The sequence below is a fragment of the Acetobacter musti genome (assembly GCF_011516835.1).
Taxonomy (GTDB): domain Bacteria; phylum Pseudomonadota; class Alphaproteobacteria; order Acetobacterales; family Acetobacteraceae; genus Acetobacter; species Acetobacter musti.
Map to the genome: position 1 here is coordinate 143,065 of NZ_WOTB01000007.1, position 22,705 is coordinate 165,769.

The following is a 22,705-nucleotide window of genomic DNA, read 5'->3' on the forward strand; positions in this document are numbered from 1 at the left end:
GGAGTCTGTCATGAAGCGGGGTGGCGGGCAATGTCGGGGTCGGATGGTGCCGGTGAGTTGTCCGGCGGGTTATGCTGCGGGTCGTGGTTGCCGGGCGTCCGGGGTGGTTCCGGAGCCGCAGGATGAGGTAGCGCTACAGGGTGAGGATGAGGCTTTCCCATGGGCGGAGATGCAGCGTTGTATCCCTGGGCAGAGCTGTGTCGGAGATATTGCTGATGACCAGGGATGCCGGTGTGCGGGGAAGGAAAAACTGCGCCGGTCTGTCGGAGAAGTTCAGGACGATGAGGTCTGTTCCGGTCCGGTCGGTGCGTTCATAGGCGTAAAGGGTTTCGCTTTCCGGGGAGACGTCCTTGTAGCGTCCGTGGATGACGCGGGGGTGTGTTTTGCGGATGCGGATCATGCGGGCGCAGTAGGAAAGGACTGACTTTTTGTCCTGTTTTTCACTGGCGGCGTTGATGGTTTTGTAATTCGGGTTGACCGCGAGCCATGGGGTGGCGCTGGCGGTGGTGAAGCCGGCATGTGGGGAGGTGTCCCACTGCATGGGGGTTCTGGCGTTGTCGCGGCTGTTCTGCGCGAGGTCGGCGAGATAGGCCCGGGCGGTGATTTTGCCGCTTTCGACCTGTTCGTGCCAGCCGTTCCGGGCGGAGATGTCGTTGTAATCGTCTATGGACCGGAAAGGATAATTCTCCATTCCGATTTCCTGTCCCTGATAGATATAGGGTGTTCCGCGCAGGGAGAGGAGCATGGTGAGGAGAAGTTTCGCGGAGCGCTGGCGGTATTCCGGGCGGCGGGAGCCGTAGCGGGAGACAGCGCGTGGGAAGTCATGATCTTCCAGCCAGACGAGGGGCCAGACATTCGGGGTGTCATCGAAGGCGTTGCTGGCGTTGAAGGCGCGGAGGCGGGCGGCCGCCGGCATGGTTTTATGTTTGTTTCCCAGGACCAGATCGAAACGGAAAGCAGAGGTGAGTTCGTGGCGGCTGGCGGCGGTCATGGCGGTGATCTGCCGCCGGTCGACGCCGTAGGCTTCGCCGACGGAATAGAGGCTGGTTCCGGCGAAAACTTCCCGGTTCATGTCACGCAGCAGGAAATGCATGCGCTCGCCGTGATCGGCGAAGTTATGGTATCCGTTCGCAAGGCGCGCGGGCAGATCGCTGAGGATGGCGGGTTTGGCGATGCTGGTGATGGCGTCGAAACGGAAGCCGCTGACGCCTTTTGCGGCCCAGAATCTGAGGATATCGTAGAGTTCTTTCCTGAGGTCCGGATTTTCCCAGTTTACGTCAGGCTGTTTCACGGCGAAGGTGTGGAGGTAATACTGGCCTGTCGCGGGGTCCAGGGTCCAGGCGGGGCCGCCGAAGACGGCGTTCCAGTTGGTGGGCGGGCCGCCGTTTTTACCGTCATGCCAGTGATAGAAATCACGCCAGGGGTTATCGCGCGAGGCGCGGCTTCTGACGAACCAGGGGTGTTCGTCGCTGGTATGGTTGAAGACCATATCGAGGATGACGCGGATGCCGCGCTGTGTGGCTCGGCTGAGGAAGCGGTCGAAATCGTCCATCGTGCCGAAATCGGGCATGATTTTGCGATAATCGCGGACGTCGTAGCCGTTATCGGCATTGGGGGAGTCGAAGCAGGCCGCGACCCAGACGGCGTCGATCCCGAGATCGGCGAGGTAATCGACGCGGTTCGCCATGCCGATGAAGTCGCCGATGCCGTCGCCGTTTCCGTCCTGAAATGACCGGGGATAGATTTCATAGGCGACGGCGGTTTCCCACCAGGGGGCCGGTTCTGACGCCGGTGTTTTTGCGTGTGTCTGGTCCGGCAGAAGGATGGCGGCGCCTGAGAGAGTCAGAAAGGAGCGGCGGCTTGTTTTCATCAGGTACGTTGTTCCGGTCTGTTACGGGCGTGTTCCGGCCGGGTGATGAGAGCCGGGACAGCGGAGAGGAAAGGGTGTGCGGGCTTTATCTTCCTGAGCGATGACGGTAGCTGAGCGTGCCAGAAGCGTGGGCGGACAGGAACCGTAAACCGGCGTTCCGGGGGTATTTTTTTTCTGATTGCGGAACGTTTTTCAGTCGGATTTTGTGCGGAGGAATGACTATGGCGGTGCGTCCGCTGGTGTATTTTCCGGATCAGCTTCTGCGTCAGGTGGCGGAGCCGGTCGGGGTTTTTGGCGTGGATCTGCGGGCGCTGGCGGATGATCTGATCGATACGATACGGGCGGGCGGCGCCGGGCGTCGGCATTACGGGTCCGCATATTGGCGTGATGCGGCGGGTCGTGGTGCTGGCTCTGCCGGAAGACGTTGCGCCGTGTGTTTATGTGAATCCGGAAATTCTGTGTGTATCAGAAGAAAAGATCCGGCATGAGGAAGGCATTATTTCGATGCCCGGCGTTTCCGAGGTGGTGGAACGGCCGGCGCGGGTCAGGGTGCGTTATCAGGATCTGGAAGGCGTGGTCCGGACGGAGGAGGCGGAGGGTTTCCGCGCGGTCTGTCATCAGCATGAAGTGGATCAGCTGGACGGGGTGTTCTGGACGCAGAGACTGTCGGCGCTGCGGCGGAACCGTGTGGTGGCGCGGTATGGAAAGCTGAGACATCGCGCCGGATGAGCGGTGGTGGTCCGGAAAACTCTGGTATGGGATTGAGATTTCGTTCCAGTGTCAGGCGCGCAGGGCTTTCCATGTTTTTTCGCCGACGATACCATCCACGGTCAGACCGGCACTTTTCTGAAACAGGGTGACGGCCAGCATGTAGCCTTTGGTGCGGAGAATGGACTGGAGTTCGCCGACAGCGCTGTCCCATGAACCGCGCCGGAGGACGGGGATGGTTGTTTTCTGATCAATGCTGACGGCGAGAGCGTCGATCGCGGAGAGGGCTTCCCTGGCCCTGCTGAGGAAGGCGCCGCGGCTTTTCAGACCTTTTGGCGGATTGCCATTCACGCAGATGCTGACATCGATCAGGTTGTCGTTGTCGGCGGGAGCATTGATTTTGCGTTTTTTCCAGTATTCGCAGGCGATTCTGAGTGATGTGACGGGATCGGCGGCCAGTTCCGGCTGATCTTCCAGTGGCAGTTTCAGGGCGTTTCCGATATTCCGGTAATTGCTGCGGCCTGTCAGCTGGATGAGGCCGCGTCCCTTGTAGCGTTTGCCGTCTCCGGGCTGTGTGTTGCCGAGATTGGTACGGCCTTCATAGGCGGCACCTGAGGCGAATTCTTCCGTGGTGGTGAATCCGGCGCATTCGTGCGTGACCTGCCCCATGAAATGGGCGATGCGCAGTTTCGTGCTGATATCGTAAGAATCGAGTGTGGCGGCGAAGACGGGCGAGATGGCGCTGACGATCGCGGTCTGTGCGGCGGCTCTGGTGCCGGAAAATCGCGGGGCTGTTCTGAGAATGAAATCGCCGTCGACGGGATACATGACACCCTCCGGCAGTGCCTTTGATGACACTATTCTTTTCGACGGAAAACGCTGTGTGGAGAGGGAAGTTTCCTGTTCCGGGGAAGGGTGAGACCGGGGCTGGAGGAGCCGAAAGCGGGCGTCATGCGAAGAGGTGCTGCACATGACGTCCGCTTCATGCCGTTTCTGGTCCGGATCGGGTTGTGGCTGTCAGGCGGAGGGCAGATCGGCGTCGGGGTGGACCAGGACGATTTTTCCTGAGTGCGAGCCGGCTTCCATGACGGTGTGGGCCTCGCTGGTCTCGCTGAGCGGGAAGGTGGCGTGGATCAGGGGAGCGATTTCGCCTGTTTCCAGTTTCGGCCATACTTTTTCGCGAAGTTCGCGGGCGATGGCGGTTTTGTATGCGGTGCTGCGGGGACGGAGGGTGGTGCCCTCGATGGTCAGGTTTTTCATCAGAATACGGCCCATGTCGACGTTTTCCGCTTTTGCGCCGGACTGGAGGCTGATGACGATCAGGCGGCCGGCGCGGGCGAGGGAGCGGAGGTTTCTGTCGAGATATCTGCCGCCGAGGATGTCGAGGATGACATCGACGCCTTTGCCGTCAGTCAGTTGGCGGATTTTTTCGGCGAAATCGTCCGTGTTGTAATTGATCGCGACGGCGCCGAGACGCTCGCAGAGCCGGCATTTTTCTGCGTTGCCGGCGGTGGCGTACGGGATGGCGCCGAAGGCCCGGGCGAGCTGGATGGCGGCAGTGCCGATACCGCCGGCGCCGCCGTGAATGAGTACGCGTTCGCCGGGCCGGAGCCGGGCGGTCATGAACAGGTTGGACCAGACGGTAAAAAAGGTTTCCGGCAGGGCGGCCGCCCTGACGGCATCGAAACCTTTCGGCCAGGGCAGACATTGTCCGGCGGGGACGGTGCAGTATTCGGCATATCCACCGCCATTGGTCAGCGCGCAGACAAGAGAACCTTTTGCCGGAAGGGGGGTGTCCCCGGTTACGGGGCCGGTGGCGACGACCTCACCGGCTATTTCCAGGCCGAGCAGGGGACTTGCGCCGGGCGGCGGCGGATAGAGTCCCTTGCGCTGCATGATGTCGGGGCGGTTGACGCCGCTGGCATACACTTTGACGAGGACCTCGCCGGCGGCGGGAACGGGGAGCGGCACCTGCGTGAGGTGTAGCGCGGAAGGGGGGCCGGGCTCATCGAAAACGACGGCCTGCATGTCTGCGGGGAGGGTTATTGTCCCGGTCATTTCGTCTGGCCTTATAACTGTTGGCAGAAAAGTGTAATGTTTGAAAATACATTGTTTTTCCTCTGGATGGTCATCACAGAACTATGACCACGCCGATGGCAGAAGGAATTTTTTGTGCGGCGGTCAGGATATCCGGCAGTTTCTTGCGGAGATCGTGACGCCTGCGACAAGCCGGGTCTGTTCTGTCTGGTTTGCGATGGGGTTTTTGGGGCAGTTCTGAGGTATTGATCAGCGGTTCTGTCGGATGCGGAGTTGACGTGGAAATGAAAGTTGCAGCGGTTCTGGTTGTCGAAAATGAATCCGACGATGTTGCCTGGTGGATTGCGCATCACGCGGCTCTCGGCTTTTCCGCACTGATTGTCTGCGACAATGCGTCCACTGATGGAACATGGACTCTGCTGCAGGCGGCACGTGGGGTTGCGGATGTGCGGCCGCACCGGACTGATCGCGTGATGTCGCGGGATGAACTGCGGCCCTTTGCTCTCGAAATGGCTGTTTCCCGTTACGGATCTGAGTTTGATCTGATGGGTGTTTTTGACATTCAGGATTATCTGACGCCTGAACCAGGAGCTGAACTGACTGATCTGCTGCCATCTCCTGAAGAGCATGCGGTGGACGGGGTTGTGTTCAGCGTGCGTATTCATGGTGGCAACTCTTATGTTGGCGTACCATGGATGTCGCCGCTCCAGGCCTATCCGAGGCATGCGCCAGAAGATTTCGCCTTTCATGAGCAGGGGATTTTGTTTGTTCGTCCGAAAAACGTCCGCGAACGGGGTGCTGGCCGATATGTGGGGCTGCGTCCTGATGGCGAGCGTTTTCTGACGCCGGCTGGACGGGATGCTGAGGCGTGGAACGGGGGATGGTTACCAGAGTGGAGCCGGGCCTGTGTCAGACGGTTTGCGGTCAGGAGTATGACTCATCGTGTCAGACTGCTGGAGCGGACGCCCGGAGCGGACCGGCGTGATCCGGAGTGGTTCGTTCTGGATCGCAACGATATTGATTCCGGCATCGGAGCTTCCGGTGCCGGGTCACAGGCGTCTGTGACGGAGCAGATTGTCGGCGCGATCTACCGTTCCGCCTGGAGCGGGTTTGTTCGCCATCGCGCGTTTGAACGTGTCCTGTCTGCACCGGATACCGGGATGTCCGGTTTCGGTCATACAGAGCGGCCACGCTTTTTCACCGTGCGGGGAAGCGGTGGGCTGGTGCTGGCTTATGACACGGAGAGCAGCAGGCTTTTCGGATGCCCGGATGAGGAACTGGTGCCTGAGGGGCGGTATCGCCGGATTCTGGTCTGTGTATGGGAGTCGATGCCGGAATGGATTGTTCTGGTGCGGGAGGACGCTGTGTCAGACATGACGGTTTGTCTGTGCAGCGATTTCATCGGAGTGCCGCAGGCGTTTTTCCCGTTTGAGGTGCGGAAGACGAATGGAGGAGACGCAGCGTTCTGGTCGCCGGTGCTGAAGCGGTTTCTGACCATGATCGACGGAGACGGTGCGGTCTGGTGTAACCGGCTGGAAGTGCAGGGATGGGAGACATTCCGGCTGGAACCGGTGGACGGCAGGGGGCCAGACTGGATCGTCGACAGCATTGGTCTTTTGCCGTCGGTGGTGCGTGAAGGACTGACGGCAGAAACGTTTGCGCGTTTGTCTGACGTGCTGGAGATCGAGCAGTCCGGGATTATTCCTCTGGTTTTCACCATGCTCCCGGTGGAGCAGCAACGGCACGTGCTTCTGGCGCATCCCGGAATGTTTCCTCCTTCAATGCTGCGGGTGCGTGACTGACGGATGATTACCGACACTGTGTAAATGTGGAGCTTACATGGAGGGCGGTAACCTGACAGGGGAAGACTTTCTCATGACTTTACCCCGAACTCCATAAACGGACTCAGTCCCTTTGATTTCGATCTGTTAGAGTCAAAACCTTTTGAATCCGTTGTCCTGAATGACTCTTGCTGCTTCACAGGTTTTCCGATGGAGGGAAGGTTTCTGAGTAGGCGGTTTTTTCTGTCTGAACGTCAGATGGAGTGAACTGCCCCCTGCCTGTTTGCAAAATATGTAAATGCCGGGAGTTTTCAGGACTTGCCGGTTTCTTTTGGATTCCGGGAACGGTGATCCGAACACTGCCTGTATCGTGTTATTCGGCAGCAATGCGCCAGACAGACGGGCGTTTCTGCTCGATATAGCGGTAAAAATGTTTCAGACGCATGGCCAGGCGCTGGTAAACGATGCGGGTGAAATGCATTGCTGTCGGATGTTCTTCCGGGGTGTGGACGAAGTCTCCGATTGAGATCAGAGACACGTTTGGAAATTCATCCCTGATGTCACGGAGCCATCGATTCAGGAGACGATGGCGTACGAGGAGGTCAGCTGCTATACAGGTTGCGTCCTCACTGCATGCGAGCAGGACGACCTGTGTGGTGATTGGGATAATGGACAGGATTTCCCGGGCATTGACCTTGAACAGACGTTCGTCGGATAAGCCCTCATGGATCATATTGGCTTTGAAATACCGGAAGATTTCGATGCCGTCTTCCGGCACGCCGCGCGACCTCAGTTCCGGCTCATAATAGCGGGTGAGATCGGCGTATCCCATGTTGGACGGAGTATAAGTCATAACGGTCGGACCGCTGTGCTGGCGGTAGATGCGATAGTTCAGGTCGGCCCAGAAGCTGAACACGATCATGCTGTAACGGGTGGAAGCATAATCCAGAGTCAGATCTTCTTCGGTATAGCCACAGCTTTTCAGGCAGTCACGTTCCATGTCGCTGAGTTGGCGTGCGGATTTGGCGACGATTGTTGAGTGATCGCGCCGAAGTTCTCCGCCACAGCGGATTGTATTGGCGAAGAGCCGGAAATCCTTAGTGATTGGCTGAAGATAATGAGCCACGGCTTCAAGGTCGCATCCGCCACAAAGGAGGATACCACCCTGCCCGACGGATTCCGCAGTGGTGCTCCGGAGGTCGGGATCGTAATATGTGATCCAGTCAGCCGGATTTTCCTCATCGAACAGATCGGAGATGACGTCGCCGGTGATGGTGATCTGCGGGCGGTCGAGCTGGCGGTAAAGCCAGAGTTCGACGAACATGCCAAGCGTGCGGCAGGAAAAGCAGTAATGGCGGAGCTCGTTGTACCCCGCTCCGCGTCCCTGCACGAAGAAGCCGACCAGACCGTAATCGCCGAAGCGGTCGCGGACGTGGACGAGGGCGGTGTGGACATCATACCGGCTGACCATCTCCAGCACCTGCTGCCGGGCGATATCCTTATCGTCTGAGACGCGGTGCTTTGTGTAATTGAGCTGGTTGGTGCGGTTCAGCAGTTCGATGACGCGGTCGATATTGCCTTCGATGTCGTAATTCAGTTCGACGGTAATGTTGCTTTCTCTGAGGAAATCGTAAGTATTGCCGCCGATACTGCGCTTTGCTTCCTGCTTGATCTCAAGGAGTTTGTAATCGGCAAGCCGCTTCATCTCCGGGTCGGGCTTACCTTTGAGAAGCGGATTGTCGAGCAGGGTGGGGATGATGGTCTCGTCGGCGACCTGGAGGCCGGGGACGGTGAATTTGGCCTCCTCAAGGTTCATCGGATTATCGTCGATGAAGAGGATGGTGGGGGCGCGGAGCTGAATCTGCTCGACGATGTTTCTGATCCGGGCGCCTTTGGGTTCCCAGCTGATGCTGGGGAAGACGAAGTAGTCCCAGACGCCGAGGCGTTCGAGAACTTCCTTTGCCTTGTCGAAATCGTTTTTGGAGCAGATCGAGCTGACAATGCCGCGTCGGGCGAGTTCTTTGACGACATCGCCGAAATGCTGATCTTCCTGAACGCCGCCTTCGGTGATGGTGCCTTTCCAGAAGGTTTCATCGAGGTCCCAGATCACGAGACGGACGGCTTCTGTCATGGAGTGCGGCCCTTCTGTTTGGTCACCGGAGACGGTATTTCTGTCAGATCACAGAAATTACCGAATGGTTAATGTTACCGGTTCTGGGCAGGGCGCGTCAAATTTGGGACGGTGGGCTGAGCAGTGACGCTTGTCATGATCTGATCAGGAGGAGGTGATGAAGCTGGTTCGCCAGAGGCAGGCAGCGGCTCCGTCTCAATCGTTTCTGCCGTAGGTGTAATGCTGTTTGCGGAAGGTATCCGGTCCGCTCAGGCAGAGCCGGATACCTCTGGTCATCACAGAAGATGTTCTTTCAGAATGTCGCCCGTGACGATCCTGAGGACGTTACGTTCGACGACTGAGAGGCTTGCGATCACATTGAGAAACAGACGATCATGATGATCGTTCTGATAGCTCGCGTGATGGAGGCTTGTCAGACTGTCGGTACGGGCGAGGAAAGCGGCTGCATTCCGGATGTGTTCAGGGCAGGAGGCCGGTGGCAGCGGCTGAATGGTATATTGCTCCCATTCGAGCGGACGCATTTTCCGGCTGGTGCAGCTGCCATCGGGTGCAAAGCTGAGAAAACGGTCTGTTGCTGGATGTGAGAGTGAGATCGTTCCGTTGGTGTTCGACCAGACTGTCCAGGTGATGACGCCGGACAGCCGGGGGTCATCACCGATCATAATGCTCTCACCATCGGGGGTGAAAAGATGGATGACCGGGCTGCCAAAGATATAAAGGCCGGTCAGTGGTGCTGCGTCGGGTTCGGTGACGGTCAGCATACCATGCTTCTTGCCCAGCTTCTGACCGAAGTAATTCGTCAGATGGAAGATGACGAAGGACTGGCTGCCCGGAACGGGAGATGAGGCAGCGATGCCGGGCTGAGTAGGGAATGGCGCGGATGCTGTGCGGCAGACAGGAACGTTGTCCGGTTCCAGAAGCAGTTTCAGGCCTTCCAGCGTCTGACCGGGGCAGGCGCGGAGATCCGCGGCAATCTGACGTGTCTGGGTCGCGATAATCGATGTGAGCCAGCGGAGATAATTCCGGCCGTAATTCTCTGCGATTGTATAGGGAATAGCATTGTAATCGGCGCTTTTTGTCACAACCTGCAAGGGATCATTTTCGCTGCGGCGGCGGTCCTCGAGATGTCTGTCGCGTCATCGGAGAAGTCGTCATAGATAATGAAGCTGTCGAAACCCAGAGCTTTGTACCACGCGATCCAGTAAACAATCTCAGTGTCTTCATTTTTTACGACAAGACAAACCGCTGTCTTCATGGATAGCTCCGGGATGGAAAGCAGACGAATAACATCAGGAGAAGATGACCTGCCTCCTGCTTTTCAGGTCTTCTGAAAGGGCTGTATAATGTTTGATCCCCGTACGCAAATGTCTTGGGTCAGGGTGCGAGTGAGGCAGAGATACAGCGTTCTGATAACAGATGAGCGATAAATATTAAGAACGGATTGTCGGTGTATCGGGCGATGATTTGCCGATCAGAGGCTGCAAATGCCGGAAGATGACATTTCTGCTGAAATCTGTCTTAAGCCCGGAATTTCTGACGCCCGTTTTCGGATGGTTCAAGTTGCATTGTTCTGGCCGGGAGCTTTGCGGATGTCGGGATTTCAGTCTCCTGAACCCAGATGCCGTGTGCCTCTCGCCGCGGCGAGACGGGTCTGCCGTTCGCGATCGGCATAACGGCGACGCTGTTCTTCCGTGCGTTCGTCGTGGCAGGCCGGGCAGCTGATTCCCGCTTCAAACATGGGGGATGTTTTGTCCTCAGAGCTTACCGGGCGCCGGCAGGCATGGCATATGTCGTAACTGCCTGGTTCAAGGCCGTGTTTTACGGACACACGCTGATCGAAGACAAAGCATTCGCCATCCCACAGACTTTCTGCCTGCGGAACCGTTTCCAGATATCTGAGGATGCCGCCTTTCAGATGAAAAACCTCATCGACACCTTCGGCCTTAGCGAAGGCGGTTGATTTCTCGCAGCGAATGCCTCCTGTGCAGAACATGGCGATTTTCGGTCTGCGTCCGGAAGCTGCGAGTTCGTCGCGCTTTGCGCGGAACCAGTCCGGGAACTCCCGGAAGGTGGTGATCTGCGGATCGATTGCGCCACGGAAGGTTCCGATGGCGACCTCATAGTCATTGCGGGTGTCGATGACGATCGTATCGGGATCTGAAATCAGGGTGTTCCAGTCGCCTGGCTCCACATAAGCACCGACTTCCGACAGGGGATCGATGCCCTCGACGCCCATCGTGACGATCTCGCGTTTGAGCCGGACTTTCATCCGGAAAAACGGCATGGTCGCGGCGCGCGATTCTTTGACTTCGAGGTCCGCGCAGCCGGGGAATGTCCGGAGATGGTCCAGCACCTGACTGATTGCGGCATCGCTTCCGGCGATGGTGCCATTAATCCCCTCCGGGGCGAGGAGCAGGATGCCTCTGACGCCGAGCGAGCAGCACAGCCGGGCGAGGGGTTGCCGGAGAGCGGCGCAGTCGGAGAATGGTGTAAACCGGTAGAGCGCCACGACCCGGACCGGCAGAGCGGAGGTGTCAGCACAATTATTCATGATGACTCATTGCCTCTGTGTAGGCTGCCAGAACGGCTGCTGCAGGACCATCCATTTTTACCCGCCCGCTTTCGAGCCAGATGACCCGCGTGCACCATTCTGAAATGATGTCGAGCGAATGCGAGGTAATAACCAGGATGTCGGCGCCGTTCACGACACCGGCCAGACGCTGCAGCGCCTTGTCCTGAAATTTCGCATCACCGGCCATGAACCATTCGTCCATCAGCAGAATCTGGGGCGCGATGGCCGTTGCGAGGCCGAATCCGAGGCGGATGGCCATGCCGCTCGAATAGAGGCGCACCGGCAGATCCATGAATTCCCCCAGCGCGGCGAAGTCCTCGACGTCTTTTTCCAGTGCTCTGAGCTGCGCCGTACGAAGCGCCTTATGCTGTGCCTGGAGAAAGATGTTCTCCCGCCCGGTCAGCTCCGGATTCATTCCTGAATTTGTGTCGATCAGGGTTTCGACCGAGCCGGTGACTCTGAGCATGCCCGGTGCGGGGACGTAAATGCCACCGAGCACCCGCAGCAATGTGCTTTTGCCGGCACCATTATGTCCGATCAGTCCGATCCGCTCTCCGGCGCGGATGGTGAACGACACATCGCTCAGGGCGCGGACGCTGACCACGCCGGAAGAGGAGTCGTCGACCATCACTTCGCCGCCGGTTCGTGCCGCCCGTATTGTTGCCAGCGGTTGTTTTGCCCGACGGAACAGCGTCTTTTTCAGGGATCTCGCCCCGCCGTGAAAGAGCGGAAAATCCAAGGTCAGATGATTCACCCGGATCAGCGCGGGATCTTTGCCAGAGCGCGTGGCCGGCGTGCGGAGAGAGGAAGGCGCTGTCCGGGACATAATGGCGTCAGATCCAGAAAGCGAGGCGGGCGCGTGAACGGGAGAAGACCAGCAGACTTATGAGCCAGAGGCTGACGCTGATCGAAAGAGCCATGACCCAGATCGTCAGGGAAGGAGCATTTCCTGTCAGGGGACCGCGCACGATTTCGAGCAGAGAATAGAATGGATTGAGGATCAGCCACCGCCCGCGCGACCCGAGCTGGTGGACGCTCCACATGATCGGAGTCACGTAAAACGCGACCTGAAGCGCGCTGGCGATGATCGGTGGGATGTCCCGGTAACGCGCGCCGACGGATCCGAACAGCAGGCAGAGCGCGAATGCATTGACGGCCCAGATCAGCAGACCGGGCAGGGCCAGAAGAGCTACCAGGCCCGGAAGGATGCCGAAGATGGCGTAAACGGCGATCGGCACGACGATATTGTAGCTGAACAGCACGGCGTTGCGCACAAGGGTACGGAAGGCCTGCAGTGAAAAGGGCAGGCGCATCGACCGGATCGAGGCGGCGGCGCTGGTAAAGCAGGTGCAGGCGTCCTGAGTGACACCGGCGATTCCCACCTGCCAGAGAATCATTGAGATCGACAGATAGGGCAGATAATCGCGCAGAACGAGGTGAAACAGTCTGCCGTAGATCGTTCCCATCGCGCCGATCATGACCGCGGTGCCCAGGGTCAGCCACAGGGGGCCGACCGTGGACCCCCGGAACTGCAGCCTGATGTCCAGCCAGCCGAGAGAGACGGCAAGGCGCCACAGGCGGGCACCTTCGGCAATATCCTCAAGCCCGAGAAGCACTCTCGACCGGTAAATGACGCTGTTATCTTCCTCGCCGGGATCGTTGTGGTCGTATCCCGGGGCCGGGTCCACATACGTGTCCGATGCGGCTCCCGGCGCTGCGGGCAGTCCGTCGCGCTGGTGAGCGCCCGGAGACGTGACGGCGTGACCGGTGAGTGCGTTCATGATCTGCCCGCGTAACCCAATCCGGGATGCTCCCGCAACCGGGGATGTAACCTTAAGTCGGGAAGGTTTTCCTGTCTGTGGAAACGCAGAAGCGGGCCGCCGGGTATTGCAGCGATGTTCTGCGGGGCGCGGACCGGGTCTGTCCGGGAAGCGGATGACGGCAGGGATGTGCATGATGAGACCGCTCAGGCATCACCTTACGTTTTCGCCACGTTAACGTCATAATTCATCCTCAGAGTGTAAAAACCGGAAAGTGGCGGAGAAAGTGCGCAGACAAAAATGCGTGCAATTGAAGGCGCTGGACGATAATTCTTCCATGCGGATTGAATTGAGCGGGGGCCTCAGCGTTGCTGACGGGACGGACATACCGATGAGTCTATGGTCAGAATTCTGCTGCGGGTCTGTAACGACCCGTTGCGATGCCCCATCAGGAAGCACCAATTGTCATTCATCGCAGAGCAGCACACGCAAAGCAGTGTATTGCGGTGTCGCGTCGGTTCCCGGAACCTTCCGGACAGCTGGTCTGATTGGCTTGCTGGCTCTGCTCTCCGCCTGTGCGGGGCAGGCGCCGGATTCGGATATGCAAATTCCGGTCGCGCAGGAAGAAGCCCAATACCGGGCGCATGCAAAATCCTACTACGCTCCGCCGGGGCCGGCTGATGATCCATGGGGTCCCTACATTCAAGAGGCATCCCAGCGCTTTGATGTGCCGGAACTGTGGATTCGGGGCGTGATTCAGCGCGAATCCGGTGGCCGTCTGTTCCATAATGGTGAACTGGTCACGTCGGCTCCGGGCGCAATGGGGCTGATGCAGCTTATGCCGCCGACGTATGACGAGATCAGAAGCGAGAATAATCTCGGGGATGATCCGTACGATCCGCATGACAATATTCTCGCCGGCACGGCCTACATTCGTCAGCTTTACGACACGTACGGCTCTCCCGGCTTTCTTGCCGCCTACAACGCCGGCCCCGGGCGTCTTGAGGATTTTCTGGGCCGGAACCGCACGCTCCCGCGCGAGACGAGGAATTACGTGGCGGCGATCGGACGGCAGATTGCCGGCACCTGGCCCAATAACCGGTCACAGGCTGATCTGCTTGTGGCGAGCCATGAATCGCCGGCGAACACGGCTTATGCTTCAGCGGCGATGCCGTCCTCAACGGCGAACAGTGTCCGGTCTGCCTGGGCGCATCGCGGCAGTGCCGACACAGGCCAGCCTGTGCAGGTGGCCGAAGCGCCTTCCGACGGAGACGATACAGCAAATCAGACTGCGACCCCGGCTTATACGCATGCCTGGGCACCGGTGGCCCGTAATCCTGAGTCGCCACAGGCTGTCAGCGCGGCCTGGAGCGCGCGTCTGAAATCAGAAGGAGCAGCACAGACAGCAGGCGCTGCTGCGGAATCCTCACAGGGACGCGCTGGCGAGACGAGTGCTGTCTGGCAATCACGACTGAAATCTGAAGACACGACGCCGGTGGGCGTCGGTGCGTCGGTTTCGGATACTGCGGATTCGGAAGAGCAGCCCACGGCACAGCCGGCAGTGCAGCGTGTATCTCGCGCTGCGCCTGCGCGGTTCTCTCTTGTCTCGCGTGCCGCGGCTGCGACGACGCCGGTGCCAGCCGGACCAATGCATACGACGTCCGGACGGAGTAATCAGGCTATTGCACAGGGCGCGCGCGACTGGGCCATTCAGGTGGGCGCCTTCTCGTCTTCCTCTCTGGCACAGCAGGCCGCGTCTCATGCCCGTGCCCGAGCTTCCAGTGACCTCTCGGGCTCCCGTGCGCAGGTTGCCAGCGTCAGGGTCTCGCGTGGTCAGCTTTTCAGGGCCCGACTGACGGGGCTTTCGCGCGCTGAGGCTGTTTCCGCCTGTCGCCGGCTGGACGCCGGAGCGTCGAACTGTGTGGTGGTATCGCCGGACGCGATCCGCTAGCGGCTGTTATAAATGCGATTATTGTTGGTGCAGGCAGCGAAAGTTGTATCTGTTGGATGTCTCTGGCTGTGGAGGATGCTGACTAACGGGCGCTTTAGAGAGCTTTTTCGTCCCGTATGGAACGCACCGGTCATGGAACAGGCAGGGATCGATCGTAAATTGTTCATCTCGTAATCGCGATACAGAGCGAGTAATCGATGACACGATAGAAATCGCCTTTGCGTCAGGGCTGTTGCGAGGGGAAACGGCCGAGGTCATAATGGGACGTCGGGTTCGGTTAGAGACCGTCAAAAACCCCATAAATTAAAGTCTCTTTCCACTTCTATTGGTGGATTATCGAGCAATTTTTCTTACGGACTACGTGTTTCCGAAGGCTTGCTGGCAATTATGCACGGCTCCGAGAGCCTGCTCAGGCGCAGCTTAGAGTCAATGCGGCTTCCCACATCTTTTCAGAGGTGAAGGCAGGGTTCAGCTTGCCTTCTTCTGTCATGCAGGTTTTCCCGACCTGTCCGGATATGCTCAGGAGAAGGAAGAATGGGCTGAAGTGAGTGAAGGCTGCTCGATATGTCGGTGCATGGCAGATCAGAGAATACTCTTCTGATGGTTCAGGACCACATCGGAGAACTCAATCTTTAACTTTAAGAGAGATACCATAACGGATAGAAATCCGTATGCATTCTTAAATTACTGATTTTATATGAAAAATTTAACGCTGGCTCCCGAAGTAGGAATAAAACCCGAGTCTCAGGAAGCGTCAGAACGCATCACGAATCGTTAGAATATATCGAAGGATATCGAATCACTTTTCTCTGTACTTCTCAGCACGACTCTGCTAAGCGCATGTTTTAAGAGGGACAGAATGCGGGGCAGGGAAGGTTATGAGTCGGCTCGCGCCAAATCGTTTAAGCGCTCGTCAGGTGGCAGCTCACAAAGAGGGCGACCTGTGCGACGGAGGTAACCTTTGGCTGGTGGTCAGGGGTAATTCACGGATCTGGACGTTCCGCTACAAATCACCGGTCACGGATAAGCGCCGGGAGATGTCTCTCGGGCCCGGTTATGACATGTCTCTGGCTGAAGCCCGGATGCTGGCGTCCGATGCACGGCGTCATCTTAACCAGCGGGTTGATCCGCTGGAGCATCGCCGGAGTGAGGATGCTCTGAGGAAGCGTGAAGCCGGAGTGCCATTTCGTAACGTGGCTGAGCGTTATATCGCTGACCAGGCGCCAGGCTGGCGTGACCCGCTGCGGCCTCAGAACTGGCGCCGCTCGCTGGAGATTCATGCTTATGAGCTGATCGGTGACAAGCCGGTCGCTAAGGTCGACACAGACGATGTGCTGGCCATCCTCAGGCCTATCTGGGCCACGAAGACCGAAACTGCTGACAAGCTCCGGGGGAGGATCGAGCGTATCCTCGACTACGCCCGTACGCATGGCTGGCGGGTGGGAGAGAACCCGGCGCGGTGGAAAGGCCATATAGCGGCAATTCTGCCAAAGCCTTCGAAGGTCTCGGACGTAAAGCATCATGCTGCCGTCGATCGGAAGGATATTGGTCGTGTAATGGCCGCTCTGACTGAGTCTCAGGGCGTTGCCGCGAAGGCCGTTCGGTTCGTCTGCCTGACCGCCGCAAGGTCAGGTGAGGTCCGTAATGCCGTCTGGTCTGAAATCGACTGGGAAACGAAGATATGGACCGTGCCGGCGCACAAGACGAAGACCGGGAAGGAACACCGCGTCCCGCTCTCTGATGGCGCTGTGGCCGTTCTGCAGGAGGTTCTGCCTTTGCGGGATGAACGAGCGGGTGATCTCGTATTCCCCGGTCAGAAACGCGGCAGCCCGCTCTCAGACGTGGCTCTGTCCAAGGCTCTGCATATCGCGGCCGGCACGAAGGACGTCACCGTACATGGCCTGCGTTCCACGTTCCGCGACTGGGCTGCCGAAGAGACGGATTACCCGCGGGAAGTCGCCGAGATGGCGCTGGCTCACGCCATCAGCAACAAGGTCGAGGCCGCTTACCGGCGCGGGGATCTGTTTGAGAAGCGGCGGGAGATGATGGGGGAGTGGGATACAGCGTGTCGCAAATGACAGAACCCTCACCATTCCTGGCGAGGGTTTCTTGTAAGCTTGGCGCTGCCACAAATAATAATGGGAGCGAAGACAAACGCTTACGCTGGCACCAATTCCAAACGAGCGTTTATAGTCTGTAAGACGACGGCTTCTTGTTGGGCGCTAGGTTCTAAAACCCCCTGTTTTACCATCCAATTCGCAACCGCAGACCATTGCCAAAGTGGCGTAGAAGAAGTCACCCGAACATAGGGCGCAGGAAAGCCTTTCCCTCGTTTCTCAGTTGCATAATTACTTATTGCTTGTCTTGTTAAGCCTGATCGAGCGGCAATATCAGTCAAACTGACCAAGGGATCAGGTTCGACACGTTCTACTCTGGCACCAGCTTTTTGAACATCCGAAATGGCCGATTCTATAGCGTCTGCAAGGCTCTCTCCCTCGCGCGCAAAATCCAGAATAATATTACCTTTCTGGAAGGAGACCGTCGCATCGTCGCATCCATGGTCGTAGAAACGACTCTCAAAATCGTTAGCCGTCTCATCGAGGCCAGACGCAATGATACTGAATTCATACGTCTTCATCGTTGTCTCCCCCTCCCTTATGCGGACACCTATCGACCGCACGCCGGATTTGACGCGCGTGTGACTCCGCATTCCTTGGCGTTCCGTTTACGCCCACCTGGCATCCATCGCGATCAGCATGAGCGCAGAATAACCGACCCCAATGCCCCCGAGGATAGTCACAATACCATCCTTTGCTTTCCGCTTCGTGAATGGCTTGTTCGACCTCTTTAGAGGTATGTCTTGGTCGCCCCGACGGGCTGTTTCTAGCGCCCATCGGGCTTCGCCTCACTATCAGTCCCGTTAACACGTGTCAACGGAAGCGAGCTATTCTCGCGAGGTTGTGTTTGACCCGGAAGAGCCTTCCTCAACCGCACCCCGGCGCCACCGCCGTTCTCGGCAATGAACTCGACGCCGGCGGATTCCAGGGCCGTGCGGATGGCCACAACAGTTGACTCTTTCAGGGGATCTCCACGCTCCAAGCGGGCAATAGTGTTAGGCGAAACATCCGCTGCTGTAGCGAGCTCACGCACCCCCCATCCGACAGCGACGCGAGCCATCTTGCATTGAATCGGCAGCAAATGAGTAACCCCGTTACAATTTCTCTTGCAGAAAAAGAGTAACCGTGTTTCGATTGTAGGGCAATGAAGATTGCAGCCGGACGGGGAGCTACCACCTTCCCACACCCGGCCTAACCACAACCGAAGGATGAATTCGGCAATGGCTATCCGCGCCCTTATCACGCCCGCTGGTGAGCGGGAAACGATGACTCGTGTCTGGTGCCGATCCGGGGAATCGAACAGCAACAGCCCCAAAGGTAAGATCCTGCCTGAGGCGGGTATTGCGGTTATAGCAACGGCTATACTCGCTCTGACACTGTTCGGCTTCGCATCCTGCGATCCCGTCACGTCCGGCCATGCCTATGCTGTGGAGGCTGTGCGATGAGCCGGAACGTTAAACCCGGACAGACCCTTGCCTATAAGCAAGCCGAACGACGCGCGGCGAAGCCGCCGCTCCGCAGGGGGAAGGCTGTATTCGGTCTGGCTCTGCCTGATCCCATCGCTTGTGGCCACTCTGTCGCTGAGCATGTGCGAAGCTCCGGCGGGACGGAAAAATCCCTGACAATCGCCGGGAAAGCGGTCGCTGGAATGGTCAGAAGAGTTATGACCGACAACGGGGCCAGTCAGGCGGATACGGATTCTTATATCGCCGCCCTGTCTCGCTCCATCGCTGATCGCTGGGGTGAATTGCTCGTAGTTTCCATGACGGGCGGAGGCAACGCATGAGCGCCACAGCAATGAGCGTTTCGAAACTGGGAACCGCAAAAGGCGCCTCCGTAAAGAAGGCTCCTGCCCGTAAGGCTCCGCAGAAGAAGCGGACTCCTGAGACCACAAAAGAGAGTCCTCAAATTGAGGACTCTCTTTCCTTCGCCTCCGATACCCCGACTGCGGACGAAATTCGTACGCGCAAAGCAGGCGAGACGGAAAACAGTCTCACCCCGAACGGCGACCGGGAATCTCCGGCCACCTACGAGGAGCAGCTTGCTGCCGGCCGGAAACGTGCTGAGGCGAAACTGGCCGCCCGCACCCGGAAAGGCATAAGCCTTCCGCCCTTACCCGATCTTTCTGCCGGCTTCCCGGTAGTTCCCGATGAGAGGAACAGGGCTGACCATCAGATCATCAGGAAGGCCCGGGAAATCGCAGAGCGGGAATTCTGGGCACAGACAATAACGGACAACGCGCGGGGAGACGTGCCACCAGAGGCTGAGAAGGCTTTCTGTGACAACGCCGAAGTGCTGACGGAACTGTTGAATATGGAGCCGGTGACCTGGGACGGGTGGTGCGCCCGACAGGTCGCGGCATCCCTCTGGTGCTATACCGGCATGCGCCCATCAGGTGAGGCCGTGGATAGCCTGGCAGAATATGCCAGCGGGCGGGATGTGCTCCGGCTCCTTACCACCCGGACCAGTGCTCCGGCGAAAACAGACATCAGAGACCCGGATCGAAAACTCTTTGTTGAAAGCGCCGGGATAACCGCACGACATATCGGAGCCTTAATCGACACTCTGAAAAGGCTGCATGAACATCCGTTGCTATCAGCGGAGCGCGGCAGGCAGGCCGTTTTCTGGCTGCTCGATACTATCGAGACAGAGACGGAAGAAATGGCCGAAGATATCAGAAAGTTTGTTGAAAGCCTGAATGCCGTTCAGGGTGCCCCGTAATGGGGCGCCCTCGCAAACAGTGGTCCCGCGCCACCGTGGAACGCCTGATAACGATGCGTCGGGCTGGAGCATCGTGGCGGGAGATTGGGGCTGCGATCGGCAAGCCGCATGTCACGTGCGCGCGGTACTGGGTCGAGGTGCTGGGGATGGATCGGTTTCGGGTGGGGCGTGAGCAATGAAAAAAAACCATATTCAATTTTATATAGATATTGTCGTTTCGTGGCTTCGCGAAGAATGTATCCCCGTCAATCCAAAATCAGACGAAGTATTTAATCTGGCACATTATGTGATGGCAAAAAAGCATCCGCCAGAAATACCGAATGTTATATTCAAAAAGAAAGAAGCTCCGAAAAATATAGAAGTGAAAAAAACAAAAAAAGCCATTGTGACAATATATAAAATTTTCCCAGAATGGTTGAAAAATGGAGAAAAGGCGCTCGCACGTGCCAGACTCGATCCGTTAACAAAAACAATGGCTGACGAATTAGAAGAGAAGCAGAAGGCTTTAAAGGCGGTTTACGACGCAGCAGAAGGGCTGATTAAAACAAGTAAACTGTTTCAATCGACTGTTCAGGAGCCAGTCAATCCGCGCGGATACTGGCATGCAGAAGCTCTTCTTGTTTCGAATTATGTATTGGAAATACTCAATAAATTTAAGCCAAAAAAGAAAAGTCACGGCACAGGCAAACCAACGTCGTCTGCTATTACAATAACCTGCCGAATTTTAAACGAAATATATGCCGATTCGAATTTTGCGTTCGAACCTGAAGCGGTGGTCAAAGCTATCAGAAGCGAAAAAAGGAAAATCACCAAGCGGAAGTTTGTCTGACTTTTTATGATTCGGTCGCTGCTAAGTTTCGCTACGGACGCCAAGGCGCACACAGCGAAACGGAGAAATCTCACGATGACCACACAGACAAAAGACAGTCAGGGGCGCCGCTTTCTGCGGATTGAAGACGTCATGCACGAGACATGTCTGAGCCGGGCCACAGTTTATCGGAATACGATGCTTGAGCGGGTGAAGGTCGGAAGCCGGACGCTGATCACGGTGGAAAGCTATGAACGCTGGATCGCATCCCTGAGCCCGAAAGTTGCCTGAAAACAGAAACGCCGCCTGCGGTTAGACAGAACGGCGATCCGTAAATCCAGCATCACGAGGCATACAACACCCTCCTGATAGCGGTTCTCGGGTCAGTCTGTCCATAAGAAAATCGTAGCGGCACTAAAGAAAGTGCTGAAAATGAACCCTGAGAAACGGGAACACCCGAGCTATGTACGGGACGATGAATTATCACCTGAGGCCATCGGCGCCATTATCGCAGAAGTCCTGAACAGGAAAGGTGCATCAGCCGAACATGCTGCTGAGACAGTATCGCTGGCTAAGTGTGCAGGTTTTCTTTTCCTCCGGTTGCACGACGTTTCGATCGAGGATGCTGAGAAAGAGACAGAGCAGATGGGACGGGCCGCTGCTGAATATCTGGCAGCGTGGGACTCGCGGGCATGATTCCGTGGAGCAAAGAGCTTATCCCCGGATTACTGGCCGCTGCTGAGATCTGCGATCAGTTCCAGAGCGAGAATACAAGAATCTCATTCGACGAGATCCAGCGGATTTGTGCGACCGATGCCTGGAAAGACATCGGTAACAGCGAAGTAGCCCACATCCACTGTTGTAAGGCACACGCAGCAAGCGAGATCGCAGCATTCCTGCGTCGGATGGCGGTCGGGAAGGGAGGTGCCAATTGAGCACGTCCTCCTCGGTGCCTTTCAAAAACAATGCAGCAGCTATTGCCCGCGCCGTTCTTGGTGAGCCGAACAGGCAGTTTTCCAGCCGGTCACAGATGCGTTTCGGATCTCAGGGCAGCCTGTCAGTGGAGATCGCCGGTGACAGGGCAGGAACGTGGTTTGACTACGAAGCCAATACCGGCGGCGGCATGCTGGATCTCGTGCAGCGGGAAAAGCATCTCGATAAGGGAGCGGCTCTCGAGTTCTGCAAAGGTATCGGCGTTCCACTCGAAGGGAGTCCTCAGCGACACCTGGTCAGCACACAGCGTCGGATTGTCGCGGAATATGACTATCGCGATGAGACGGGCGCTCTCCTTTATCAGGTGCTGCGTTATGAGCCGAAGGATTTCCGCCAGCGCCGTGCAGACGGATCGTGGAAGCTGGGGGATGTAAGGCGGGTTCTTTACCGGCTGCCGGACATCATTGCGAACCCTGATGAGCCGGTGTTCCTTGTCGAAGGTGAGAAAGATGCGGACGCTCTCGCCCGGCTGGGACTGGTCGCCACCTGTAATGCGGGAGGTGCTGCGAAACCGGACCAGAAGAGCAAGTGGGTTGCAAGCTACTCACAGTCACTGAAGGGACGCGACGTAGTCATCCTTCCGGACAATGACGAGGCGGGCGAAGCTCATGCTCTTGCCGTCGCCAGAGCGCTTACCGGTATTGCCGCATCGGTGCGGATCGTTCGTCTGGCAGGTCTGCCGCCAAAGGGAGATGTGTCTGACTGGCTTGCAACCGGCGGGACTGCCGATGAGTTGACCATGCAGGCGGCGGGGGCCGAGGTTTTCAGTGAGCCGATGCCAGCGGCACCGGGCAAGGCATCAACGCGGTATCCGTCGTGGACCGGATCTCTGATTCTCAACAGCGAGGCCGTGCCTTATGGCAACCTCGCCAATGCGATGACCGCGCTGCGCCACGCGCCCGAGATCGGCAGTCTGTTTGCCTATGATGAGATGCTGCAGTCCGTTATCCTTCAGGCGCCCGTACCGGCCGAGATCATCGTGCCCGGCGACGAAGCGTTCTCGCCGCGGCCAGCGACGGATGCTGACGTATCAGCCGTGCAGGAATGGATTCAGCGAAACGGTATCGAGAAGCTTGGCAAGGATACGGCGCATCAGGCTGTCGATCTCCGGGCGAGAGAGCGGGGTTTTCATCCGGTCAGGAACTGGTTCTTCCGCACTTTTCGTGATGGGTATCTTGTACTGAGGTTCCGGAACTGGGAAATCCAGAAAGTCGTTCACTTTCATGGATATTCCCCAGTGTCACGCCTTCGGTCTC

Annotated in this window: 22 protein-coding genes and 2 pseudogenes; 13 read left to right on the plus strand and 11 right to left on the minus strand. The window is 57.6% G+C overall.

Going from position 1 to position 22,705, the window contains the following annotated elements; translation table 11 throughout:
* Positions 1 to 133 precede the first annotated feature (133 nt).
* On the minus strand, positions 134 to 1,870 hold the full coding sequence (locus GOB93_RS07530) for a glycoside hydrolase family 13 protein (protein ID WP_173582885.1): 1,737 nt from the start codon (positions 1,868 to 1,870) through the stop codon (positions 134 to 136).
* A 387-nt stretch (positions 1,871 to 2,257) separates the two neighbouring features.
* Between GOB93_RS07530 and GOB93_RS07535 the strand changes: the two genes are divergently transcribed.
* Complete coding sequence (locus GOB93_RS07535; RefSeq protein WP_242010614.1) at positions 2,258 to 2,599, plus strand: peptide deformylase; 342 nt, start codon at positions 2,258 to 2,260, stop codon at positions 2,597 to 2,599.
* 51 nt (positions 2,600 to 2,650) lie between these two features.
* Here the strand turns inward: GOB93_RS07535 and GOB93_RS07540 are convergent, their stop codons facing one another.
* Both GOB93_RS07540 and GOB93_RS07545 read right to left on the minus strand, forming a co-directional pair.
* Entirely contained in the window at positions 2,651 to 3,406 is a 756-nt protein-coding gene (locus GOB93_RS07540; protein ID WP_173582886.1) for a glycoside hydrolase family 19 protein, read from the minus strand.
* Positions 3,407 to 3,595: 189 nt separating this feature from the next.
* Positions 3,596 to 4,606, minus strand: a complete 1,011-nt coding sequence (locus tag GOB93_RS07545; protein WP_173582917.1) for an NAD(P)H-quinone oxidoreductase — start codon at positions 4,604 to 4,606, stop codon at positions 3,596 to 3,598.
* A 293-nt stretch (positions 4,607 to 4,899) separates the two neighbouring features.
* On the opposite strand from GOB93_RS07545, the gene GOB93_RS07550 reads away from it, so the two are divergent.
* Positions 4,900 to 6,417: a glycosyltransferase family 2 protein gene (locus GOB93_RS07550; protein ID WP_173582887.1), complete on the plus strand. Its 1,518-nt coding sequence runs from the start codon at positions 4,900 to 4,902 to the stop codon at positions 6,415 to 6,417.
* Between the two features lie 352 nt (positions 6,418 to 6,769).
* On the opposite strand, the gene GOB93_RS07555 is transcribed toward GOB93_RS07550, so the two are convergent.
* The 6 genes from GOB93_RS07555 to GOB93_RS07580 form a co-directional block, all read right to left on the minus strand.
* Positions 6,770 to 8,527, minus strand: a complete 1,758-nt coding sequence (locus GOB93_RS07555) for an HAD-IIIC family phosphatase (protein ID WP_173582888.1) — start codon at positions 8,525 to 8,527, stop codon at positions 6,770 to 6,772.
* 275 nt (positions 8,528 to 8,802) lie between these two features.
* Complete coding sequence (locus GOB93_RS07560; RefSeq protein WP_173582889.1) at positions 8,803 to 9,609, minus strand: hypothetical protein; 807 nt, start codon at positions 9,607 to 9,609, stop codon at positions 8,803 to 8,805.
* On the minus strand, positions 9,606 to 9,782 hold the full coding sequence (locus GOB93_RS07565; protein ID WP_173582890.1) for a glycosyltransferase family 2 protein: 177 nt from the start codon (positions 9,780 to 9,782) through the stop codon (positions 9,606 to 9,608). The genes GOB93_RS07560 and GOB93_RS07565 overlap by 4 nt, the downstream gene beginning before the upstream one ends.
* A 345-nt stretch (positions 9,783 to 10,127) precedes the next feature.
* Positions 10,128 to 11,078: an oxygen-dependent tRNA uridine(34) hydroxylase TrhO gene (gene trhO / locus GOB93_RS07570; protein ID WP_173582891.1), complete on the minus strand. Its 951-nt coding sequence runs from the start codon at positions 11,076 to 11,078 to the stop codon at positions 10,128 to 10,130.
* On the minus strand, positions 11,071 to 11,925 hold the full coding sequence (locus GOB93_RS07575; protein ID WP_173582892.1) for an ABC transporter ATP-binding protein: 855 nt from the start codon (positions 11,923 to 11,925) through the stop codon (positions 11,071 to 11,073). The genes trhO and GOB93_RS07575 overlap by 8 nt, the downstream gene beginning before the upstream one ends.
* Before the next feature lie 7 nt (positions 11,926 to 11,932).
* Positions 11,933 to 12,880 carry an ABC transporter permease gene (locus tag GOB93_RS07580; protein ID WP_173582893.1) on the minus strand — a complete coding sequence of 316 codons (948 nt, stop codon included), beginning with the start codon at positions 12,878 to 12,880 and terminating at the stop codon, positions 11,933 to 11,935.
* A 475-nt stretch (positions 12,881 to 13,355) separates the two neighbouring features.
* Between GOB93_RS07580 and GOB93_RS07585 the strand changes: the two genes are divergently transcribed.
* Both GOB93_RS07585 and GOB93_RS07590 read left to right on the plus strand, forming a co-directional pair.
* Positions 13,356 to 14,810 (plus strand): lytic transglycosylase domain-containing protein, encoded by a 1,455-nt coding sequence (locus GOB93_RS07585; RefSeq protein WP_338422319.1) that lies wholly within the window; start codon positions 13,356 to 13,358, stop codon positions 14,808 to 14,810.
* Positions 14,811 to 15,688: 878 nt separating this feature from the next.
* Complete coding sequence (locus GOB93_RS07590) at positions 15,689 to 16,888, plus strand: tyrosine-type recombinase/integrase (protein ID WP_173582895.1); 1,200 nt, start codon at positions 15,689 to 15,691, stop codon at positions 16,886 to 16,888.
* An 80-nt stretch (positions 16,889 to 16,968) separates the two neighbouring features.
* On the opposite strand, the gene GOB93_RS07595 is transcribed toward GOB93_RS07590, so the two are convergent.
* Both GOB93_RS07595 and GOB93_RS21485 read right to left on the minus strand, forming a co-directional pair.
* A complete protein-coding gene (locus tag GOB93_RS07595; RefSeq protein ID WP_173582896.1) occupies positions 16,969 to 17,448 on the minus strand; it encodes a hypothetical protein in 480 nt (159 codons plus the stop codon).
* Positions 17,449 to 17,789: 341 nt separating this feature from the next.
* Positions 17,790 to 17,987 (minus strand): annotated as a pseudogene (locus GOB93_RS21485) (helix-turn-helix domain-containing protein); the annotation flags it as partial.
* Between the two features lie 160 nt (positions 17,988 to 18,147).
* On the opposite strand from GOB93_RS21485, the gene GOB93_RS07600 reads away from it, so the two are divergent.
* From GOB93_RS07600 to GOB93_RS21155, 9 genes and pseudogenes are all read left to right on the plus strand, one after another.
* Positions 18,148 to 18,372 (plus strand): hypothetical protein, encoded by a 225-nt coding sequence (locus tag GOB93_RS07600; RefSeq protein ID WP_173582897.1) that lies wholly within the window; start codon positions 18,148 to 18,150, stop codon positions 18,370 to 18,372.
* Positions 18,369 to 18,713 carry a hypothetical protein gene (locus GOB93_RS07605; RefSeq protein ID WP_173582898.1) on the plus strand — a complete coding sequence of 115 codons (345 nt, stop codon included), beginning with the start codon at positions 18,369 to 18,371 and terminating at the stop codon, positions 18,711 to 18,713. Before GOB93_RS07600 ends, GOB93_RS07605 begins: the two co-directional genes overlap by 4 nt.
* Complete coding sequence (locus GOB93_RS07610) at positions 18,710 to 19,648, plus strand: hypothetical protein (RefSeq protein ID WP_173582899.1); 939 nt, start codon at positions 18,710 to 18,712, stop codon at positions 19,646 to 19,648. Before GOB93_RS07605 ends, GOB93_RS07610 begins: the two co-directional genes overlap by 4 nt.
* A complete protein-coding gene (locus GOB93_RS07615) occupies positions 19,648 to 19,827 on the plus strand; it encodes a hypothetical protein (protein ID WP_173582900.1) in 180 nt (59 codons plus the stop codon). Before GOB93_RS07610 ends, GOB93_RS07615 begins: the two co-directional genes overlap by 1 nt.
* Complete coding sequence (locus GOB93_RS07620; protein ID WP_173582901.1) at positions 19,824 to 20,477, plus strand: hypothetical protein; 654 nt, start codon at positions 19,824 to 19,826, stop codon at positions 20,475 to 20,477. The genes GOB93_RS07615 and GOB93_RS07620 overlap by 4 nt, the downstream gene beginning before the upstream one ends.
* 75 nt (positions 20,478 to 20,552) lie before the next feature.
* Positions 20,553 to 20,747, plus strand: coding sequence for a helix-turn-helix transcriptional regulator (locus GOB93_RS07625; protein ID WP_173582902.1), 195 nt, complete (start codon positions 20,553 to 20,555; stop codon positions 20,745 to 20,747).
* A 141-nt stretch (positions 20,748 to 20,888) separates the two neighbouring features.
* Positions 20,889 to 21,152, plus strand: a complete 264-nt coding sequence (locus tag GOB93_RS07630; RefSeq protein WP_173582903.1) for a hypothetical protein — start codon at positions 20,889 to 20,891, stop codon at positions 21,150 to 21,152.
* On the plus strand, positions 21,149 to 21,391 hold the full coding sequence (locus GOB93_RS07635) for a hypothetical protein (protein WP_173582904.1): 243 nt from the start codon (positions 21,149 to 21,151) through the stop codon (positions 21,389 to 21,391). Before GOB93_RS07630 ends, GOB93_RS07635 begins: the two co-directional genes overlap by 4 nt.
* Positions 21,388 to 22,705: pseudogene (locus GOB93_RS21155) on the plus strand (toprim domain-containing protein); the annotation flags it as partial. The gene GOB93_RS07635 and the pseudogene GOB93_RS21155, both read left to right, overlap by 4 nt.

Coding starts and splice junctions, on each gene's coding strand:
- GOB93_RS07555 (WP_173582888.1), bottom strand. CDS start 8,527: ATGACAGAAGCCGTCCGTCTCGTGATCTGGGACCTCGATGAAACCTTC.
- GOB93_RS07580 (WP_173582893.1), bottom strand. CDS start 12,880: ATGAACGCACTCACCGGTCACGCCGTCACGTCTCCGGGCGCTCACCAG.
- GOB93_RS07635 (WP_173582904.1), top strand. CDS start 21,149: ATGATTCCGTGGAGCAAAGAGCTTATCCCCGGATTACTGGCCGCTGCT.
- GOB93_RS07565 (WP_173582890.1), bottom strand. CDS start 9,782: ATGAAGACAGCGGTTTGTCTTGTCGTAAAAAATGAAGACACTGAGATT.
- GOB93_RS07535 (WP_242010614.1), top strand. CDS start 2,258: ATGCGGCGGGTCGTGGTGCTGGCTCTGCCGGAAGACGTTGCGCCGTGT.
- GOB93_RS07630 (WP_173582903.1), top strand. CDS start 20,889: ATGAACCCTGAGAAACGGGAACACCCGAGCTATGTACGGGACGATGAA.
- GOB93_RS07620 (WP_173582901.1), top strand. CDS start 19,824: ATGAAAAAAAACCATATTCAATTTTATATAGATATTGTCGTTTCGTGG.
- GOB93_RS07540 (WP_173582886.1), bottom strand. CDS start 3,406: ATGTATCCCGTCGACGGCGATTTCATTCTCAGAACAGCCCCGCGATTT.
- trhO (WP_173582891.1), bottom strand. CDS start 11,078: ATGAATAATTGTGCTGACACCTCCGCTCTGCCGGTCCGGGTCGTGGCG.
- GOB93_RS07600 (WP_173582897.1), top strand. CDS start 18,148: ATGGCTATCCGCGCCCTTATCACGCCCGCTGGTGAGCGGGAAACGATG.
- GOB93_RS07545 (WP_173582917.1), bottom strand. CDS start 4,606: ATGCAGGCCGTCGTTTTCGATGAGCCCGGCCCCCCTTCCGCGCTACAC.
- GOB93_RS07625 (WP_173582902.1), top strand. CDS start 20,553: ATGACCACACAGACAAAAGACAGTCAGGGGCGCCGCTTTCTGCGGATT.
- GOB93_RS07530 (WP_173582885.1), bottom strand. CDS start 1,870: ATGAAAACAAGCCGCCGCTCCTTTCTGACTCTCTCAGGCGCCGCCATC.
- GOB93_RS07590 (WP_173582895.1), top strand. CDS start 15,689: ATGAGTCGGCTCGCGCCAAATCGTTTAAGCGCTCGTCAGGTGGCAGCT.
- GOB93_RS07575 (WP_173582892.1), bottom strand. CDS start 11,925: ATGTCCCGGACAGCGCCTTCCTCTCTCCGCACGCCGGCCACGCGCTCT.
- GOB93_RS07595 (WP_173582896.1), bottom strand. CDS start 17,448: ATGAAGACGTATGAATTCAGTATCATTGCGTCTGGCCTCGATGAGACG.
- GOB93_RS07615 (WP_173582900.1), top strand. CDS start 19,648: ATGGGGCGCCCTCGCAAACAGTGGTCCCGCGCCACCGTGGAACGCCTG.
- GOB93_RS07550 (WP_173582887.1), top strand. CDS start 4,900: ATGAAAGTTGCAGCGGTTCTGGTTGTCGAAAATGAATCCGACGATGTT.
- GOB93_RS07605 (WP_173582898.1), top strand. CDS start 18,369: ATGAGCCGGAACGTTAAACCCGGACAGACCCTTGCCTATAAGCAAGCC.
- GOB93_RS07610 (WP_173582899.1), top strand. CDS start 18,710: ATGAGCGCCACAGCAATGAGCGTTTCGAAACTGGGAACCGCAAAAGGC.